Source organism: Cryobacterium zhongshanensis (assembly GCF_022760445.1).
In the GTDB taxonomy this organism is placed as follows: Bacteria; Actinomycetota; Actinomycetes; order Actinomycetales; family Microbacteriaceae; genus Cryobacterium; species Cryobacterium algoricola.
Window position 1 is genome coordinate 1,686,244 of sequence record NZ_JALGAR010000001.1, and the last position, 18,478, is coordinate 1,704,721.

The following is an 18,478-nucleotide window of genomic DNA, read 5'->3' on the forward strand; positions in this document are numbered from 1 at the left end:
CGGCTGCCGCTGCCGCAGCCGGGTCAGCCGGTCGTGACCGTCACGTCTCCGTTGGTGGTCTGGGCGATGACGGTGCGGCGCGCGGAGGGATCGCTCGGGACGGAGCCGGTGTCGACGTTCCCGTTCGTCGTCCGCGCGTCGACGAGGTAGGCGAGTCCGGCTGCCGGCATGCGGACCGTGACCGAACCGTTGGTGCTGCGCGCCTCGACGGCCTCAGGGGCATCCCGGAAGTCGACCTCGACGGCTCCGTTCGTGGTCGTGGCCACCACTCGGCGGGAACCGGTATCGCGCACCCTGACCGCGCCGTTGGTGGTGTGGACCTCCACCCGGCCCAGGGACCCCGTCGTCTCGATGGCTCCGTTCGTGGTCGTCAGCCTGAGCGCGCCGGTGAGCCCGGACACTTCGATCTGCCCGTTCACCCCGTCAGCCGTGAGGGAGAGCCCCGCGGGCAGGGACACCGTCATGTTCAGGGAGCACAGGCCGAACCACTGGCTCGGGCAGCCCCCGGTCACCTCGGTCACGCCGTTCGCCGTGCCGATCGCCAGCGTCGGTGTCGCGCCGAGCGAACTGCCGTCTGCCCGAACGTGCACCTGGGAATCGGGGCTGGGCTCGAAGCGGAGGGCGGCGTTCGGGACCCGGACGTCCACGCTCGACCCGGCTTCGGCATCCGCTGCGAGATGGACGGGTGCGCCGAGCGAGCCGCCGGTGAACAGGGCGATGAGCAGTCCCGCCCCGGTCAGGATGACGAGGCCGAGCACGACGACGGCCACGATGAGGCCTGCCCGGCCCCGGCGGTGCGGGGCCGGCTGCTGCGATGCGGTGGGCCGGGGTGGTCCTGCGGGCTGGGGCGGTACTGGTGGTCGTGCCGGCGGTGTCGCACTCGCGCTCATGGAGCCGACACTAGCCGGGTCCCGCTCTCCCGGTATAGCACCCGCGCAAGTCAGGTCAGCTGACGTGCACCGCCGGCCGGCGCTTGACGTCGCGCTCAGCGACACGGAGCACCTCGCGGGTCACCGGTGCGACCTCGCCGTTTCCGAAGAACAGGAACCTGGCCATGTTGGAAATCGGGCTGCCCTCTGTCCACTCGAAGTAGATCGTGGGGACGACGCCGGTCACGTCGCGGATCTCGAGGAGCACGGAGGCCAGGGTGTTGGGGATGTTCCCGCTGTAGACCTCGAGGACGCGGTAGCCGTGCTTGACCACTCCGCGCACGAGGAGGTCTTCCTCGAATTCGGAGGAGTCTGTCCCGTGTACCTCGAGGAAGATCGTCTGCGAGTCGCGGGGAATGTGCGAGTACCGGCGTTCGTCGAGGTCCTTGTGCCGGTACTCGTGTTCGCTGCCGTCGTCCGGTTCGTTGGCGATGACCCGGACGGCGCCGTCCGCTGCATCCGCCTTGACGAACGCGAGGGCCGTCTCGTCGAGGGCAACGGATGTCGCCCGCAGCTGGAAGGAACGGCGCACCCGGGAGATCAGCGAGATCAGCAGGATCCCGGCGATGAACAGCCCGGCGATGCGCAGGCCGTCCGGGCGTTCGATGACGTTGAGCACGGTCGTGTACGCGAAGACGAGGGCGATGATTCCGAAGCCGATCGTGCGCTTGCGCTGGCCCTGCCGGCGGGCCGACAGAGTCACCGCGGCGGACGCCGAGGTGATCAGCACGAGAACGCCCGTTGCGTATGCGCCGCCCTGGGCGTCGACGCTGGCCTGGAAGACGACCGTGATGATGAACGCGATCGCGGTGAAGACGAGCACGAGCGGCCGCACGGCGCGCGCCCACTGCGGTGCCATGCCGTATCGCGGCAGGTACCGGGGCACGAGGTTGAGCAGGCCGGCCATGGCGGATGCCCCGGCGAACCAGAGGATGCAGATCGTGCTGATGTCGTACACGGTTCCGAACACCGGGCCGAGGAACTCGTGGGCGAGGTACGCGAGCGCGCGTCCGTTCGCCTGGCCGCCGGGCTGGAATTCGGCCTGGGGGATCAGGAACGTCGTCATGAAGCTCGTCAGGATCAGGAAACCGCTCATGATCACGGCGGCCGTGGTCAGCAGGCGGCCGGCCCCTCTGATCCGCCCGGCGGGGCGCTCGGGGGTGTCGGTCGGGTCCCCGGTGATCTGCGGCATCACGGCGACGCCGGTCTCGAAGCCGGAGAGGCCGAGCGCGAGCTTCGGGAAGACGATCAGGGCGATCCCGACCATGATCAGCGGATCACCGTGCTGGGCGTTCAGTGCGCTCCACCAGTCGGTGATCATCACCGGCTGGCTCGCGATCTGAGCCAGGGAGACGAACACCACCACGAGGTTGAGCGCGAGGTAGACGCCGACGAGCACGACGGCGATGCCGATCGCCTCCTTGAACCCCTTGAGGAAGACGATCGCGAGGAGTGAGATCAGGGCGAGGGTGATGCCGATCTCATTGCCGTGGAACCACTCGGGGGCGAACGGATTCTCGATGGCGTGCGCCGTGGCATCCGCAGCGGAGAGGGTGATCGTGATCATGAAGTCGGTCGCCGCGAAGCCGAGCAGGGCGAGGACGAAGAGCTTGCCCGCCCACCAGGGCAGGAGGTGTTCGAGCATGTGGATGGACCCGGAGCCGTTGAAGCTCTCGCGGGCGACCCTGCGGTAGACCGGGAGCGCGCCGAGCAGGGTCAGCAGGACGAGGACGATCGTCGCGAACGGGGACAGCAGGCCCGCCGCGAGTGCGGCGATGGCGGGCTGGTAGCCGAGCGTGGAGAAGTAGTCGACGCCGGTAAGGCACATGACGCGCCACCAGCTGTGCGTCTTCTCCGCGGTGCGGGCGTGCGGACCCTGGTGCGGACGCTCGCTGTCCTGCAGGAGCCAGTGCGACAGGCGGTCCCGCCGGGTGGGAACGGGTCGGGGAGCAGCGGTGGAGCCGGCCTCCGTCGAGGAGTGAGGCATACGAGGGGCCCTTACTGGTCTGGAGGTCGCGCAGTGCAGGGATCAGCATACGCGCACGAGAGGCCCGGCGGCGATTATCCTTGAACACGATGATTACGAGAAGAATGGCCGCACTGCGTCTGGATATTCCGCTCGAGATGGCGCAACGACACGACCTCCCCGCGCGCCTGACCGAGGCCGAACTGGCCGCGATCGAAAGCAACCCGCCGGACTGGCTGGTGCAGTCGCGGGCCAACCGCACGGGCAAGAAGCCGGTCTGGGTCGAACTCCGTTGCGACGTCTGCGGCTTCTCGGAGGCGGCCCGCCCGAAGAAATGGTGGCCGGCCTTCACCTACCTGACCTGCGATGACCACGGCGCGGACGAACTTCCGGACCCCGCTGCCGGTCTCAGCCGCACAGAGGTCGACGGCATCGGTACCCGCTTCATCGGAATCGTCGACGAAACTCCCTGACCTGTCCCCGCCTCACCCGGCGGTGCGCCGGGGCATCGAGACCGCGGCGACCACGGTCAGGGCGGCTGTGATGGCGACCGCGACGAAGACGGCAGCGGATGCCGCCTGCACGCTCGCGGCATCCCGGACGCCCGAAGCCGACGCACCGATGATGGCGTTCGCAACGGCCCCGAAGATTGCCACGCCGACGGCGCTGCCGATGGACCGGGAGAACAGGTTCGCGCCGGTCACGACCCCGCGCTCGTCCCATTCGACGCTCGACTGCGCGGCGATCAGCGTCGGAGTCGCGACGAGGCCGAGACCCAGGCCCACCACGAAACAACTGAGCGCCGTCACGCCGAGAAGCGGCGTACCGGCCGTGCCCACGAGGATCAGCGCGCCGATCAGCACGATCGTGACGCCGATCAGCGCCGTGTTCCGGAATCCGATCCTGAGGTAGAACCGGCCGGACAGTGCCGCGGAGATGGGCCAGCCGACCGTGAGCGCGGCGAGTGCGAGCCCGGCGACGAGGGGCGGAGTGCCGAGCACACCTTCGAGGTAGGTCGGCACGAACGAGGTCAGCCCGATCAGGATGGCTCCGACGCCGACCGAGATGAGCGCGGTGCTGAGCAGCAGGCGTCGGCTGAACGCCCAGAGCGGCAGCACGGGTTCTGCGGCTCGACGCTCCGCGAACCCGAACAGCACGAGGAGCACGGCCCCGGTCGAGAAGGCCGCGATGCTCGGTACGGAGTCCCAGGCCCATGCCTGCCCGCCCTCGAGAACCGCGAGGATGAGGAGCGTGAGCGCGGACGTCAGGAGGATCGCGCCGAGGTAGTCGACCCGGTGGCGCCGGACCGTGACGGTCTCGTGGAAGGTGCGCTGCAGCATCCACGCCGCGATGAGGCACAGCGGGATGTTCACGAAGAAAATCCACCGCCAGGACAGGAACTGCGAGAAAATCCCGCCCAGGCTCGGGCCCACCACGGAGGAGATCGCCCAGACGCTCGCGAGGTAGCCCTGCACCTTCGCCCGTTCGACGACGGTATAGATGTCGCCCGCGATCGTGATCGCCATCGGCTGAACGGCTCCGGCTCCGAGGCCCTGGATCGCCCGGAAAGCGATCAGGGCCGGCATGCTCCACGCCAGGCCGCAGAGCACGGAACCGAGCAGGAACAGGCCGATGCCGATCATCACGATCGGTTTCCGGCCGAGCGTGTCCGAGAGCTTCGCGTACACGGGCACGGAGACGGCCTGGGCGAGCAGGTAGATCGAGAACAGCCAGGGGAACTGGGCGAAGCCGCCGAGGTCGCCGACGATCGTCGGCACGGCTGTCGCGAGGATCGTCGCGTCGATCGCCACGAGCCCCGTCGTCAGCATCAGGGCGATCAGGATCGGGCCGCGCGCGGACCGGAAACCCACTTCAGTCGTGCTCATTCGGCCTCCGTCGTCTTTCGCTACGAGGGATGTAATCGGCGATGCCCGTCCGGCATTCCCATTCCGGCAGAACGGCTCCGGAATGAGAGACGGCCCCCGGACGAATCCGGGGGCCGTCCTGCACTGTCTCAACCAGTGCTCGTCCGGTCGCTTTGGTTATCTGCGAACGGAAGTCTGAGCCGAGTCTAGCCGACGCCAGGCAGAAGGCAGGTGAAACGGATGCGCGGGCTCACGCCCTCCGCAATGCCTCCCCGTCGAGGCGGTAGGTCGTCCACCCATCGAGGGGCCGCGCCCCGAGGGCCTCATAGAAGCCGATGGCGGGCGCGTTCCAGTCGAGGACGTCCCATTCCAGGCGCGCGTACCCGCGCTCGACGCAGAGCGCCGCGAGGCTGGTCAAGAGTGCCGTGCCGTACCCGCCGCCGCGATAGGCCGGGCGCACGTACAGGTCCTCGAGATGGATACCGTGCACGCCCTCCCAGGTCGAGAAGGTGAGGAACCACACGGCCATCCCGGCCAGGGTCCCGGCCTCCTCGCCGTCGACGACGAGCGCATGGACCGCGGGGTCGTCGCCGAAGAGCGCGGCGAGGAATCCGTCCTCCGTCGCCGCGACCGCGTCGGGTTCGCGTTCGTACTCGGCGAGCTCGACGACGAGCCGGAGAATCTCGGGGACATCGGCGGGCACGGCGGGACGGATCGGCTGCATCCGAACAGCGTACGGGACCGTCTCAGGTGACAGGGCCCGTCACTTCCAGGTCCAGCTCTTCGCGAGTTCCTGGATGATCGCGTCGCCGTTGTCCTGGGGGATGACGAAGGAGATGGAGAACACCTGAACGTCGCCCGTCGACGTCGAGTACGGGCTCGCGGCCTGGGTGACGAGGAGCGCCTTCGTCTTCGTGAGCGCCTTCGTGCTCTGCACGCGGGTGAGGTTGGCCGGGGTGCCGTCGAGGGTGACAGGTTCCTTCAGACTGATGACGGTGCCGAGTTGGGGAATATAGCTCTGGTTCAGATAGTCGACGATCCCGTCGACCGAGCCATCGGTGCCCCACCCGGTCGATGTACTGGTGTGGATCGGTTCGATGGTGACGGTGCCGAGGATCTCGCCGACCCCGGTCACCGTCACGGTGCCGTCGGCGTTGTCATCACCCCAGAGCTCGAGCTCGGTGGAGCAGTCGGCGATGGCGGCCGTGCCGATGTCGTTGATATAGGCGCCCGGGCCGGTGAACGAGTAGCAGGGCGTGTCGATCGCCTGGGTGGCGGTACTCGCAGCCCCGGGCGTCGACTGCGCCTGCTGGGCCTCCAGATTCCGGGCCGCGGATTCGGCCGCACGGGTGACCGCCGGTCCGAGGACGACGAGGAGCACAATCACAACGATGTTGGTGAGGGTCGCGAGGGCAGAGAGGATGAGCCCGGTCAGGCTGAATCCCCGGCTCGTGCCCTGGCGGAGTGCGAAGATCGCCAGGCCCAGTCCCGCGAGTCCGAGCACCAGACCGACTCCGACCACGAGTCCGGTGAGGAAGGCGGCGATGCCGACGATGAACGCGGCGATCGCGAGGCCGCTCGCCGAGCGGCGTGGAGGGAGCAGGGGTGGCTGCTGCGGCAGGGGACTCGGGTAGGGCTGGCCGTTCTGGCCGTTCTGGCCGTTCTGGCCGTTCTGGCCGGCGGGCGGGGAGACGAAGGTCATGGTTGGTCCTCTCAGAGAGCTGTGCCAACCCCCGGAACACAATGTACATGTCCAACGACTGCCGTGGGGGCCGGAAAGCGCATGTTGCGAAACTCTTTGCTGACCAGGGTTATTCGTCTGATGGTCGCTGGCGCTGCCGTTTCGTCGCGGCCCGCTGTTCCTTGGCTGCGAGACGGCGTCGGTTCGAGCCTCTCGTGGGTCGGGTGGCGCGGCGGCGGGCCGCATCGGGAGCGAGCGCGGCCGACACGAGGTCGGCGAGCTTGGCCAGGGCGATCTCCCGGTTCCGGAGCTGGGAGCGTTGCTCCGACGCGGCGACGGTGACCACCCCGCCGACGAGTCGGCGGTCGAGTCGCGCGAGGAGCCGGGCCCGCTGGTCGTCGGACAGGGACGGGGACGTCGCGACGTTCCAGGAGAGTTCCACACGACTGTCCGAGGTGTTCACGTGCTGGCCGCCCGGTCCCGGTGACCGCGAGAACCGCCAGCCCAGTTCCGATGCGGGAAGCGTGAGCGCGGGCGACACCTCCAGATCCATGGTCCCAGCGTGTCACAGTGCGGCGGGGAACATACGGTGTGGCACCCCGGGGTCTTCCTTTGCTAGAGTAGCCGCGGGCGCCAATGAGAGCGCTCTCACAAAGTTTGGGTCTGGTTCGTCGATGGCTTCCGATAATTTCGGAGCCCGTCGCCATCCGGTCCTCCGCATATCGCAAAGGTGCACACATGAGGTTCGGTCATTTCGACGACGAGGCCAGGGAATACGTGATCGAGACCCCGCTCACGCCATACCCGTGGATCAACTACCTGGGCAGCGAAGATTTCTTTTCCCTGATTTCTCACACGGCCGGCGGGTACACGTTCTATAAGGACGCGAAGATGCGTCGCCTGACGCGGTATCGCTACAACGACATTCCCACCGACTCCGGCGGACGCTATTTCTTCATCAACGACGGCGGCGACGTCTGGACGCCGAGCTGGCTACCGATGAAGAAGGACCTCGACTTCTTCGAGACCCGCCACGGCATGGGGTACACCCGGATCACCGGTGAGCGCGGCGGACTGCGCGTCTCCACGCTGTACTTCGTTCCGCTCGGCGAGACGGCGGAGGTGCAGAAGGTGACGATCACCAACACCTCGGACCAGGTCAAGACTTTCTCCCTCTTCTCCTACCTCGAGTTCTGCCTCTGGAACGCCCAGGATGACCAGACCAACTACCAGCGCAACCTCTCCCTCGCCGAGGTCGAGGTCGAGGGCAGCACGATCTACCACAAGACCGAATACCGGGAACGGCGTGACCACTACGCCGTGTACTCGGTGAACGCCGAGATCGCCGGTTTCGACACCGACAGGGAGACCTTCGTCGGCCTCTACGAGACGCTCGCGGAGGCCAAGGTTCCGAACGCCGGGAAGGCGCAGAACTCAATGGCGTCCGGCTGGTACCCGATCGGTTCGCACCAGGTCGACTCGACTCTCCAGCCCGGCGAAACCCGCGAGCTCGTCTTCGTGGTCGGCTACGTCGAGAACACCGTCGAGAACGGCCAGGACAAGTGGGCCGACGACGCGAAGCAGATCATCAACAAGACGCGTGCGCACGAACTGCTGGCGCGCCTCTCCACGACAGAGGCAGCGGATGCCGCGTTCGCGGCCCTGGGGGAGTACTGGACCACCCTGCTCTCCGCGTACACCGTGACCTCTCCCGACGACAAGCTCAACCGGATGGTGAACATCTGGAACCAGTACCAGTGCATGGTCACCTTCAACATGTCCCGCTCGGCGTCGTACTTCGAAACCGGAATCGGGCGCGGGATGGGCTTCCGAGACTCGACCCAGGACCTGCTCGGCTTCGTGCATCTGATCCCCGACCGCGCGCGCGAACGCATCCTCGACATCGCCGCCACCCAGCTTCCCGACGGATCGGCGTACCACCAGTACCAGCCGCTCACCAAGCGTGGGAACAACGAGCTCGGGAGCGGCTTCAACGACGACCCGGCCTGGCTGATCATCGGGGTGGATGCCTACCTCAAGGAGACCGGGGACTTCAGCATCCTCGACGAGGTCGTCCCGTTCGACAACAACGACGCGCTCGCGCAGACGCTGTACACCCACCTCACCCGCTCCTTCGAGTTCACCCTCAACAACCTCGGCCCGCACGGTCTGCCCCTGATCGGGCGCGCCGACTGGAACGACTGCCTGAACCTGAACTGCTTCTCGACGACACCGGGCGAATCCTTCCAGACCACGGAGAACCAGGCGGGCGTCGTCGCGGAGTCGACCTTCATCGCGGCGCAGTTCGTGCTCGCGGCGGGACAGTACGCGACCATCGCCGAACGTGGCGGCGACACCCAGCAGGCCGACCGCGCGCGCAAGGCCGCCGCGACCATGAGTCAGGTGCTGCTCACCGACGGCTGGGACGGCGAGTGGTTCCTGCGCGCCTACGACGCCTACGGCAACAAGGTCGGCACCCACGAAGACACCGAGGGCAGGATCTGGATCGAGCCCCAGGGCTTCGCCGTCCTCGCCGGCGTCGGCGTCGAGCACAATGCCGACGGAACCCCGTCCGCCACGAGCCCCGCATTCCGTGCCCTCGACTCCGTGGACCGCCTGCTCGGCTCCGAACACGGGCTCGTGCTGCAGTACCCGGCGTACAAGAGCTACCGGATCGAACTCGGCGAGGTCTCGACGTACCCGCCGGGCTACAAGGAGAACGGCGGAATCTTCTGCCACAACAACCCGTGGGTCATCATCGGCGAGACGGTCCTCGGCCGCGGCGCCAAGGCGTTCGACCACTACCGCAAGATCGCGCCCGCCTACCGGGAGGACATCTCCGAGGTGCACCGCCTCGAGCCGTACGTGTACGCGCAGATGATCGCGGGCAAGGAGGCCTCCCGGCACGGTGAGGCCAAGAACTCCTGGCTCACCGGAACCGCGGCGTGGAACTTCGTGACGGTGTCCCAGTACCTCCTGGGCGTGCGCACCGATTACGACGGCCTTGTCGTCGACCCGCAGATCGGGCCGGACGTCGCGGAATTCACCGTGACCCGGCAGGCCCGCGGTGCGACCTACGTCATCACGGTGGCCAACTCGGGCCGTGAGGGTTCCCGCGCGAGCCTCGAGGTCGACGGAGTGGCCATCGACGGCCGCACTGTTCCGTACGCCCCGGTCGGCAGCGTCGTGCAGGTGCGCGCCACCCTGTAATCCGATTGGAACAGCACGAGCCCGGTGCGCCCGAGACAATCTCCGGCACACCGGGCAGTGCACGCCACCGGGAAATAAACCGTGTCCGACCTCGGAAATTGCCTGACAATCCGTGCCAGGGGTGGTTATATGAGCACGTGAACGAATGGACCGGGGGACTGCCGCCCGCCGCACACGCTCGCATCGCGGCACAGCGGGCCAGTCGAACCTCCGGGTCGCTGCTCTCGGTCGCCGCGGCCGCGAGCCTCCAGAGCGTCGGTCTGACCGCCGTCGGCGAGGTCTTCGGCTGCGCGGTGATGAATCTGGGGTGGACGGGCAGCGGTTGCGCCTGGTGGACGTCGGGGGCGCAAATGGGGAAATCGTCGATCGGCCGGGTTTCGCCCGTGACGACCTCGGGCGGCGGGTCCACGTGGGGCAGCTTCGCCCCATACGTCGGCGCATATGAACGCGGCTGGTACGGCGCACTCAAGCGGATGCGCGTCGAGGCGCAGGCTCTCGGGGCGCACGGAGTGGTGGACATCCGCATCCACCGCACCCGCGTTGAGGGAACGGCCTGGGAGTTCAGCGCCCTTGGCACGGCCGTGCGCTCGACAGATTCCTCTCACTTTCCTTTTCCCGAAGCCGGTGCCGATCCCTGGTACACCAACCTCAGCGGAGAAGACTGCGCGGCGGCCCTCCTGGCCGGATATCTCCCGCACAGTGTCGTTCTCGGAATGTCCGTGTCAACGAAGCACGAGGACTGGCAACTCCAACAGCAGCGCACCAGTTGGATCAACGGGGAAGTGACCGGGATGACCCGACTGGTCCAGGCTGCCCGGCGCGAGGCCAGGGAGCGGCTCGCGCGCCGGGTCACTCACACCGGTGCGGCAGATCTCGTCGTGACCGGTACGACCCTGTCCGAGTTCGACACCCGGTGCGGCGGATCGGATGCCCGCGACCTGCACGCCGAGTTCGTGGTCGTCGGCACGACTCTGGTGGCACTGCCCCGGGCGAACAGGCCGCCCGCCGCACCCCCGCCGCTGACCGTGATGCCCCTCCGCGATTCGCACCACCGCCCCCGAACGCCTGAACATTGATGCCGGCCTCACCCTCGACGAGCGAACGGAGCACCACCCCATGACGGACCCACTCACCGGCGTCTCCCTCTCGGCGAGCGCCCGGGCGCGCCTGGCCGACGGCAAGAAGCATCTGTTCACGTCCGACCTGTCCGTCAACGAGTTCCTCCTGGTGCGGCAGGCCGGATTCCGCCCGGTCGGACTGGTGCTCGGCTCGAGCGTCTACCACGTCGGTATCCAGACACGGCGCTGGGGCCAGAACATGGAGCTCGACAAGCTCAGCGCGGCGATGTATCACGCTCGCGAACTCGCGATGACCCGCATGGAGGCGGAGGCAGACGCCCTGGGGGCCGACGGCATCGTGGGCGTTCGGCTCGAAATCGAGTTCAAGGACTACGGCAACAACCTGGCCGAATTCGTGGCCATCGGAACAGCCGTCGTGGCCGACCACGCTCCCGCGAGTGGTACCTGGCGCAACAACAAGGGTCTTCCGTTCACCTCGGACCTCTCCGGCCAGGACTTCTGGACCCTGATCCAGTCGGGATACGCCCCGCTCGGCCTCGTGATGGGAACCTGCGTGTATCACATCGCCCACCGGGGAGCGATCTCCGCCCTCAGCAACCTCGGGGCGAACATCGAGATCACCCAGTTCACGGAGGCGCTGTATGACGCGCGCGAACTGGCCATGGGGAGAATGCAGACGGAGGCCGAAACCCTTGCGGCCGACGGTATCGTCGGGGTGCAACTCCTGTCGCTGCCGCACCGGTGGGGCGGCCACACCACGGAATTCTTTGCGATCGGGAGTGCGGTCCGCGAGCTGCGCGAGGATCACGTCATCGCCACTCCGAGCCTGGTGCTTCCCCTGACCGATGGTGGCCGCTGGTGACCCTGGCGGACGCCGCGGACGACCCTCAGTCGTTTCTGGCGAGCCTCGTCGACGGGGCCACTCGTGCGCTGTCCGCGCCGGTGGCCGCGAGCGTCCTGACGGTACTGCGGGACCGCTCGCTGGCGGACCGCCTTGCCCGCCGGCCCGGGAATATCAGCGAGATTCGACTTGCCTCGAACGGTGAGACCATCACCCTCACGCTCCTCGCGGGGCCCCGATTCCTCGCCCAGGCCCAGCGGGTTTCCGGCGGCGTCGTGATCTCACGGCGTACCCTGACCCTCGGCGAATGGCTCAGCGAGTTCGCCGGCCGTATCGCCGCCGCCGCGGGGGACGCCGCGGGCGAGGCTTCCGCGTCGGCGCACGCACTCCAGACCCTCGGCCTCGAGTCTGCCGGGTCGGATGTACGGGTTGCCGAGGCGACCCTCGACGGCGATCTGAGACGCCTTCCGGCGCAGGTGGAGTCCCGGCTCCCGCCGGAGGCCGTCGCGGCCGTGCGTCGGATCACGGCCCTGCTGCTGGGGACCCTGCCTAGGCTGGCCGGCAACGTGGAAGCCGAGATGACGGCCAGTCGAACGGCGACCTCGTATCTCCCCGAGACTCTGCGCACGTATCTCGCCCTCCCGGCCGAGTGGGCGCACGACCACGTGTTCGCCGACGGCACCACCCCAGACGCTGTCCTGGTCGCGCAGCTGGCCGTCCTGGAGACCGCCGTCAGAAGAATGCACGAGGCGGCCGTCGTCAATGATGCCGAGGCTCTGCTGGTCAACGGCAGGTTCCTCTCCGCCCGTTTCGCGAGGTCCAGTCTCGATCTCTCCTAGCGCGATGCGTGCGGGCAGGGCGATCGAGGACTAGCTTGGCGGCGTGACCACTCGCGCGAACGACGCACGCACCGCACACGCCGCCGGCGTCGAGCGGCTCCTCGCGAGCTACCGGGCGGTCCCGCCGACGGCATCCGTGCGTCTCGCGAAGCCCACCTCGAACCTGTTCCGGTCACGCGCGAAGCCGGACGCCCCGGGCCTTGACACGTCGGGATTGACCGGCGTGATCGCGGTCGACCCGGATGCGCGCACGGTCGATGTGGCCGGCATGTGCACCTACGACGATCTCGTCGCCGCGACCCTGCCGCACGGGTTGGCGCCACTCGTCGTGCCGCAACTGAAGACGATCACCCTCGGCGGTGCGGTCACGGGCCTCGGCATCGAATCGACGTCCTTCCGCAACGGCCTCCCACACGAGTCGGTACTGGAGCTGGACATCTTGACCGGAACGGGCGAGGTCATCACGGCGTCGCCGACGGAGCACGAGGACCTCTATCGCGCCTTCCCCAACTCCTACGGCACCCTCGGGTACGCGGTGCGGCTGCGCATCGAGCTGGAGCCGGTGGAACCCTTCGTCGAGCTCCGGCAACTGCGGTTCCACTCGCTCCCCGACCTCGTCGCGGCGATGGGCCGCATCGTCGCGACCGGGAGCCTGGACGGCGCCCGTGTCGACTACCTCGACGGCGTCGTGTTCAGCGCCACTGAGAGCTACCTCTGCCTGGGCACGCAGACCGCGGCATCCGGCCCCGTGAGCGACTACACCGGCCAGAAGATCTACTACCGCTCAATCCAGCACGATGAGGGCACCACGGTCGACCGGCTCACGATCCACGACTACCTGTGGCGATGGGACACGGACTGGTTCTGGTGCTCCGAGGCATTCGGTGCACAGCGTCCGCTCGTTCGTCGGCTCTGGCCCAGAGCGCTCCGGCGCAGCAGCTTTTACGGAAAGCTGATGCGTTACGAGCAGCGATTCCACATCGGCGATCGCATCGAGCGACTCCGGAATCGACCTCCTCGGGAACGGGTCGTGCAGGACGTCGAAATACCGATATCGCGATGTGCGGAGTTCCTGAACTGGTTCCTGGCCACCGTTCCGATCGAACCGATCTGGCTCTGTCCGCTGCGGGTGCGGGACGCTGAGGGCTGGCCCCTTTACCCGCTCCGGCCGCTCGAGACGTATGTCAACGTCGGCTTCTGGTCGACGGTGCCGGTGGGGTCCGTCGAGGGGGCGACGAACCGTCTGATCGAGGCTGCGGTCAGCGAGTTCGACGGGCACAAGTCGCTCTACTCCGACTCGTACTACTCTCCGGAGAAATTCGACGAACTCTATGGCGGAGACACCTATCGGAGCGTCAAGAAGCGCTACGACCCCGATTCACGTCTGCTCGATCTCTACGCAAAGGCGGTGCAACGACGATGACCACGTTCCAGCAGCGAACCTCGGAAGACACGCACAACAGGGAAGGGGCTCGCAGCGCAGAGCCGCAGGGGAAACTCACCCTCGCCGAGATCCTCGAGATCCTGGCCGGTGGGCGGCTCCCGCTGCGCTTCACCGCCTACGACGGCAGTGCGACCGGCCCGGTGGATGCGCAGCTCGGACTGCACCTGAAGACACCGCGAGGCACCACTTACCTGGCCACGGGACGCGGCGACCTGGGCCTGGCCCGGGCCTACATCGCCGGTGACCTCGAGATTCACGGGGTTCACCCCGGCGACCCGTACGACCTCCTGAAGGCGCTCACCGGCGACCTCGTCTTCACGCTGCCGTCACCCCGGGTGCTGGCCACCATCATCCGCTCCATCGGGATCGGGAACCTGCGCCCAATCAAGCCTCCTGCGCAGGAGGCGCCGCCGCGCTGGCGGCGCATCGCCGGGGGACTCCGGCACAGCAAGAGCCGGGACGCCGAGGCGATCCACCACCACTACGACGTCTCGAACACCTTCTACGAGTGGGTGCTCGGGCCGTCGATGACCTACACCTGCGCGTGTTACCCGCGCCAGGACGCCTCCCTCGACGAGGCGCAGGAGAACAAGTACCGGCTGGTGTTCGAGAAGCTGCGACTAAAGCCCGGGGACCGGTTGCTCGATGTCGGCTGCGGCTGGGGCGGCATGGTGCGCTACGCCGCCCGACGCGGTGTCCGGGCGACCGGCGTGACGCTGTCGGAACAGCAGGCCGCCTGGGCGCAGCGCGCGATCGCCGACGAGGGGCTGGCCGGACTGGCCGAGGTGCGTTTCGGCGACTACCGCGACATCGCCGAGACCGGTTTCGATGCGGTGTCCTCGATCGGGCTGCTCGAGCACATCGGCGTGCGCAACTATCCCGCCTACTTCGAGTTCCTGCAGTCCAGGCTGCGCCAGGGCGGGCTGCTGCTCAACCACTGCATCACCCGTCCGGACAACCACTCCGAGGCGTCCACACGAGGGTTCATCGACCGGTACGTCTTCCCCGACGGCGAGTTGACCGGCTCCGGCCGCATCATCAGCGCCGCCCAGGACACCGGCCTCGAGGTCCTCCACGAGGAGAACCTGCGCCAGCACTACGCCCTGACCCTGCGCGACTGGTGCGCCAACCTCGTCGAGCATTGGGATGACGCGGTCGCCGAGGTCGGGCTGGAGACCGCGAAGGTGTGGGGCCTCTACATGGCCGGCTCACGGCTCGCCTTCGAGACCGGGGGTATCCAGCTGCACCAGGTCCTTGCGGTGAAGCCGTCGGGCGCTGACAGCCTCGCCGAGCTGCCCCTGCGGCCGTGGTGGACGCCCTGAGCTCGTGAAGCGGGTCCAGTCCCCGAATTGGGGCGCGGAGCATTCTGGCGGGGAACCGTCGACTCGGGAAGAGTGATGTCATGACGCTCGCACAGGAGCTGCGCCGCACATAGTCGGACTTGGAGCGGGGGAGTGCTACCCGTTCAACCCCTCGTATACGTCGCGCCGGTGAGCGACCCGAACCATCAGGATGACGATCTCGTCATCGTTGATATGGGCCAGAATCCGGTAGTCGCCGACGCGGTAGCGCCAGAAGTCTTCATTGACCAGTCGTTTGCCGAGAGCGCGTGGATTGTCCAAGTGGGCCAGTCGGTCTTCCAGGAACGATCGAATGCGCCGTGCAGAGGTCGTGTCGAGTTTCCGTACTTCCTTGGCCGCCTGTGGTGTCAGCCGGATGAGATAGCTCAATCCGGCCAATCGATGTCGGCAAGGTCTATCGCGTTGTCGTCGGACTGGCGGAACTCAGCGAGGGCATCCTTCGCGAGGAAGTAGTCTTCGTACTCCTCGATGTGTTCCTCAAGCGCCTCGACGGCGTAGAAGGTTTTCGAACGACCCGTCCTGGCGGCGAGCGCGTCCAACCGGGCGGACAGGGCATCCGGGACTCGAACGTTGATCTGCTTCATGGCGATCCCCTTTGGACTTTACAAGTATAGAAGTCGGGATGGTCGACCCTCAAGGCCAGCCGCGGCATCCGTGCAGATACGGAAACAGGCACAGATGCTGCCGGGGCAGCCGCAGGATGAGGCCACGACTCCTGCGTCGGATGTCCCCAATTTTCGACAAAAAAACAGGCCGGACATCCGGTGGATGTCTCGACCTATTTCATTTCACAGCGAAGAACCTGAACTACCGGTTCTTCATTCTGTGCCCGAGGGGGGACTTGAACCCCCACGCCCATAAGGGCACTAGCACCTCAAGCTAGCGCGTCTGCCATTCCGCCACCCGGGCTGGTGCTGGCCAGCCGGTGACCGGCTGACGAGTCAATAATCTAGCACGGATTTCGAGGCCCTCCAGCACACCCCGGCCACGCGCCCGACACATGACGGTCATTGACCGCCCACGACCCCCCTCGACGACGACTACCGATAGCGTGAAGTCATGGCTTCCTGGGCAGACGACACCGATCCGGCAACACCCCTCGATCTGACCGCGGAACTCGCCCGCGACCTCATCCGGTTCGACACCACGAACTACGGCGAGGGCCGATCCAACGGCGAAACGGATGCCGCGGAGTACGTCGCCGAGCACCTCAGGGGCCTCGGGCTCGCCCCCGAACTCTTCGACTCCGAGCCGGGCCGCACGAGCGTCGTCGTGCGCGTGCCGGGCCGCAATCGCGAGAGCGGCGCCCTCGTCGTCCACGGCCACCTCGACGTCGTCCCCGCCGATCCGGAGACCTGGTCGGTCGACCCCTTCGCCGGCGTCATCAAGGACGGCCTGCTCTGGGGCCGAGGCGCCGTCGACATGAAGAACATGGATGCGATGATCCTCGCGGCCCTGGGCGACATCCTCGGCGCGGGAGAGGCGCCGGCACGTGACCTCGTCGTGGCGTTCTTCGCCGACGAGGAGGCCGGGGGAGTCCTCGGCTCGCACTACCTCGTCGACACCCGCCCCAAACTCTTCGAGGGTGCCACCGAGGCGATCAGCGAGGTCGGCGGCTACTCGATCACCCTCGGCGGCCAGCGTGCCTACCTGTTGCAGACCGGGGAGAAGGCCCTAATCTGGATCAAGCTCGTCGCACGCGGCGACGCCGCCCACGGTTCCCGGCTGATCAGGAACAACGCCGTCACGAAACTCGCGACGGCTGTCGCGGCGGTCGGAAGCCAGGACTGGCCGATCCGGCTGACCGACACGACGACCCAGTTGCTCGCCGAAATCGCCCGGATCCTCGACGTCGATCCGCAGCGCGTCGGCCCGGACGAACTGGCCCTCGCGACGGGGACCGCGTCCGGCTTCATCCAGGCGAGCCTGCGCACGACGACCAACCCGACGCTCCTCAAGGCCGGGTACAAGCACAACGTGATCCCCGACCGCGCAGAGGCGCTCATCGACATCCGCACCCTGCCCGGCGAGGAGGACGCGGTGCTCGCCGAAGTGGCGAGCCTGGTCGGCCCGGACATCGAGATCATCGTGATGCACAGGGACATCGGCCTCGAGACCGATTTCGGCGGCCCGCTCGTCGACGCCGTCGTCGGCAGCCTGCACCGGCACGACCCGGGCGCCCCCGTGCTCCCGTACCTCCTCTCCGCGGGAACCGACAATAAAGCCCTGTCCAAGCTCGGAATCCGCGGATACGGATTCGCCCCGCTCCGGCTCCCCGCCGAGCTGGATTTCCCGGGCATGTTCCACGGGGTCGATGAGCGGGTTCCGCTCGACGCGCTAGTCTTTGGCAGGCGGGTCCTTACCGACCTGTTGTCGACCTACTAGCAAAGCGAGCCTCCGGTGAACTTCCTCAACGCCATCATCCTGGGACTCGTGCAGGGTCTCACCGAGTTCCTCCCGGTGTCGTCCAGCGCCCACATCCGCATCGTCGGCGAACTGCTCGGCATGGGCGGGGACCCGGGCGCCCGGTTCACCGCGATCATCCAGATCGGCACAGAGGCTGCCGTTGTGCTGTTCTTCTGGCGGGACATCTCGCGCATCGTGACGCACTGGGTCAAGGCCCTGTTTGGCAAGATTCCGCGCAGCGATCCCGACGCGCGCATGGGCTGGCTCATCATCTTCGGATCGCTCCCGATCATCGTGCTCGGCCTGCTCTTCCAGAACCAGATCGAGTCCACCCTCCGCAACCTGTGGATCACGGCGACGGTGCTCATCGTCTTCGGCGTGCTGCTTGGCGTCGCCGATGCGGTCGGGGCCCACCGGCGCCGCCTGAAAGACATGACGGTCCCGCACGGCGTCATCTACGGCTTCGCCCAGGCGCTCGCGCTGATTCCCGGCGTCTCCCGCTCCGGTGGAACGATCACCGCCGGCCTGTTCATGGGCTACGAGCGCCGCGCCGCCGCCCGCTACGCGTTCCTGCTCGCCATCCCTGCTGTGCTCGGCAGCGGCTTCTACGAGATGTACAAGGCCATCGCACACCCGTGCCTCGAAGGTGCCACCAACTGCACCCCGGAGATCTTCGGTCCGGCCGAGACCGTGGTCGCGACCGTCGTCGCCTTCATCGTCGCCCTGTTCGTGATCGGATTCTTCATGAACTACATCTCCAAGCGCAGCTTCCTGCCCTTCGTGATCTACCGGATCGTGCTCGGCTTCGCACTGATGGCCTTGCTCGCGACCAACACCATCGCGGCTTAGGGGTCCCC

At 67.4% G+C, this 18,478-nt stretch carries 17 protein-coding genes and 1 tRNA gene; 9 read left to right on the forward strand and 9 right to left on the reverse strand.

All coding sequences use genetic code 11. The features are described 5' to 3' along the window. Window positions 1–23 precede the first annotated feature (23 nt). Together MQH31_RS07660 and MQH31_RS07665 are read right to left on the reverse strand one after the other, a co-directional pair. Window positions 24–890 carry a DUF4097 family beta strand repeat-containing protein gene (locus tag MQH31_RS07660; protein WP_243011509.1) on the reverse strand — a complete coding sequence of 289 codons (867 nt, stop codon included), beginning with the start codon at window positions 888–890 and terminating at the stop codon, window positions 24–26. Between the two features lie 55 nt (window positions 891–945). After that, window positions 946–2,916 carry an APC family permease gene (locus MQH31_RS07665; RefSeq protein ID WP_166792510.1) on the reverse strand — a complete coding sequence of 657 codons (1,971 nt, stop codon included), beginning with the start codon at window positions 2,914–2,916 and terminating at the stop codon, window positions 946–948. Between the two features lie 89 nt (window positions 2,917–3,005). Here MQH31_RS07665 and MQH31_RS07670 point away from each other — a divergent pair, with 89 nt between their 5' ends. Further along, window positions 3,006–3,368 (forward strand): hypothetical protein, encoded by a 363-nt coding sequence (locus MQH31_RS07670; protein ID WP_134531858.1) that lies wholly within the window; start codon window positions 3,006–3,008, stop codon window positions 3,366–3,368. A 12-nt stretch (window positions 3,369–3,380) separates the two neighbouring features. Here MQH31_RS07670 and MQH31_RS07675 read toward each other — a convergent pair whose 3' ends face one another. The 4 genes from MQH31_RS07675 to arfB form a co-directional block, all read right to left on the reverse strand. Continuing rightward, window positions 3,381–4,781 carry an MFS transporter gene (locus MQH31_RS07675; protein ID WP_243011510.1) on the reverse strand — a complete coding sequence of 467 codons (1,401 nt, stop codon included), beginning with the start codon at window positions 4,779–4,781 and terminating at the stop codon, window positions 3,381–3,383. A 229-nt stretch (window positions 4,782–5,010) separates the two neighbouring features. Continuing rightward, on the reverse strand, window positions 5,011–5,484 hold the full coding sequence (locus tag MQH31_RS07680) for a GNAT family N-acetyltransferase (protein ID WP_243011511.1): 474 nt from the start codon (window positions 5,482–5,484) through the stop codon (window positions 5,011–5,013). A gap of 39 nt (window positions 5,485–5,523) precedes the next feature. After that, on the reverse strand, window positions 5,524–6,462 hold the full coding sequence (locus MQH31_RS07685; RefSeq protein WP_243011512.1) for a hypothetical protein: 939 nt from the start codon (window positions 6,460–6,462) through the stop codon (window positions 5,524–5,526). Window positions 6,463–6,571: 109 nt separating this feature from the next. Beyond that, the gene (gene arfB / locus MQH31_RS07690) at window positions 6,572–6,994 is read right to left on the reverse strand and encodes an alternative ribosome rescue aminoacyl-tRNA hydrolase ArfB (RefSeq protein WP_134531854.1); all 423 of its coding nucleotides are present in this window, start codon (window positions 6,992–6,994) and stop codon (window positions 6,572–6,574) included. A gap of 185 nt (window positions 6,995–7,179) precedes the next feature. Here arfB and MQH31_RS07695 point away from each other — a divergent pair, with 185 nt between their 5' ends. The 6 genes from MQH31_RS07695 to MQH31_RS07720 all read left to right on the forward strand — a co-directional run bounded on the left by MQH31_RS07695 (window position 7,180) and on the right by MQH31_RS07720 (window position 15,176). Continuing rightward, window positions 7,180–9,651 carry a glycoside hydrolase family 94 protein gene (locus MQH31_RS07695; RefSeq protein ID WP_243011513.1) on the forward strand — a complete coding sequence of 824 codons (2,472 nt, stop codon included), beginning with the start codon at window positions 7,180–7,182 and terminating at the stop codon, window positions 9,649–9,651. A gap of 137 nt (window positions 9,652–9,788) precedes the next feature. Next, entirely contained in the window at window positions 9,789–10,727 is a 939-nt protein-coding gene (locus MQH31_RS07700; protein ID WP_243011514.1) for a heavy metal-binding domain-containing protein, read from the forward strand. Between the two features lie 40 nt (window positions 10,728–10,767). Further along, window positions 10,768–11,592 (forward strand): heavy metal-binding domain-containing protein, encoded by an 825-nt coding sequence (locus tag MQH31_RS07705; RefSeq protein WP_243011515.1) that lies wholly within the window; start codon window positions 10,768–10,770, stop codon window positions 11,590–11,592. After that, window positions 11,589–12,410, forward strand: coding sequence for a hypothetical protein (locus MQH31_RS07710; protein WP_243011516.1), 822 nt, complete (start codon window positions 11,589–11,591; stop codon window positions 12,408–12,410). Before MQH31_RS07705 ends, MQH31_RS07710 begins: the two co-directional genes overlap by 4 nt. Before the next feature lie 43 nt (window positions 12,411–12,453). Further along, a complete protein-coding gene (locus tag MQH31_RS07715; protein ID WP_243011517.1) occupies window positions 12,454–13,833 on the forward strand; it encodes an FAD-binding oxidoreductase in 1,380 nt (459 codons plus the stop codon). Beyond that, on the forward strand, window positions 13,830–15,176 hold the full coding sequence (locus tag MQH31_RS07720) for a class I SAM-dependent methyltransferase (protein WP_243011518.1): 1,347 nt from the start codon (window positions 13,830–13,832) through the stop codon (window positions 15,174–15,176). The genes MQH31_RS07715 and MQH31_RS07720 overlap by 4 nt, the downstream gene beginning before the upstream one ends. A gap of 135 nt (window positions 15,177–15,311) precedes the next feature. On the opposite strand, the gene MQH31_RS07725 is transcribed toward MQH31_RS07720, so the two are convergent. From MQH31_RS07725 to MQH31_RS07735, 3 genes are all read right to left on the reverse strand, one after another. After that, the gene (locus MQH31_RS07725) at window positions 15,312–15,584 is read right to left on the reverse strand and encodes a type II toxin-antitoxin system RelE family toxin (RefSeq protein ID WP_243011519.1); all 273 of its coding nucleotides are present in this window, start codon (window positions 15,582–15,584) and stop codon (window positions 15,312–15,314) included. Further along, window positions 15,581–15,799 (reverse strand): type II toxin-antitoxin system RelB family antitoxin, encoded by a 219-nt coding sequence (gene relB, locus MQH31_RS07730; RefSeq protein WP_134531849.1) that lies wholly within the window; start codon window positions 15,797–15,799, stop codon window positions 15,581–15,583. The genes MQH31_RS07725 and relB overlap by 4 nt, the downstream gene beginning before the upstream one ends. A 242-nt stretch (window positions 15,800–16,041) precedes the next feature. Continuing rightward, window positions 16,042–16,124 (reverse strand) — tRNA-Leu (locus MQH31_RS07735). 150 nt (window positions 16,125–16,274) lie between these two features. On the opposite strand from MQH31_RS07735, the gene MQH31_RS07740 reads away from it, so the two are divergent. Together MQH31_RS07740 and MQH31_RS07745 are read left to right on the forward strand one after the other, a co-directional pair. Continuing rightward, window positions 16,275–17,600 carry a M20/M25/M40 family metallo-hydrolase gene (locus tag MQH31_RS07740; RefSeq protein WP_243011520.1) on the forward strand — a complete coding sequence of 442 codons (1,326 nt, stop codon included), beginning with the start codon at window positions 16,275–16,277 and terminating at the stop codon, window positions 17,598–17,600. 15 nt (window positions 17,601–17,615) lie between these two features. Next, window positions 17,616–18,470: an undecaprenyl-diphosphate phosphatase gene (locus MQH31_RS07745; RefSeq protein ID WP_134531847.1), complete on the forward strand. Its 855-nt coding sequence runs from the start codon at window positions 17,616–17,618 to the stop codon at window positions 18,468–18,470. Window positions 18,471–18,478: the final 8 nt, after the last annotated feature.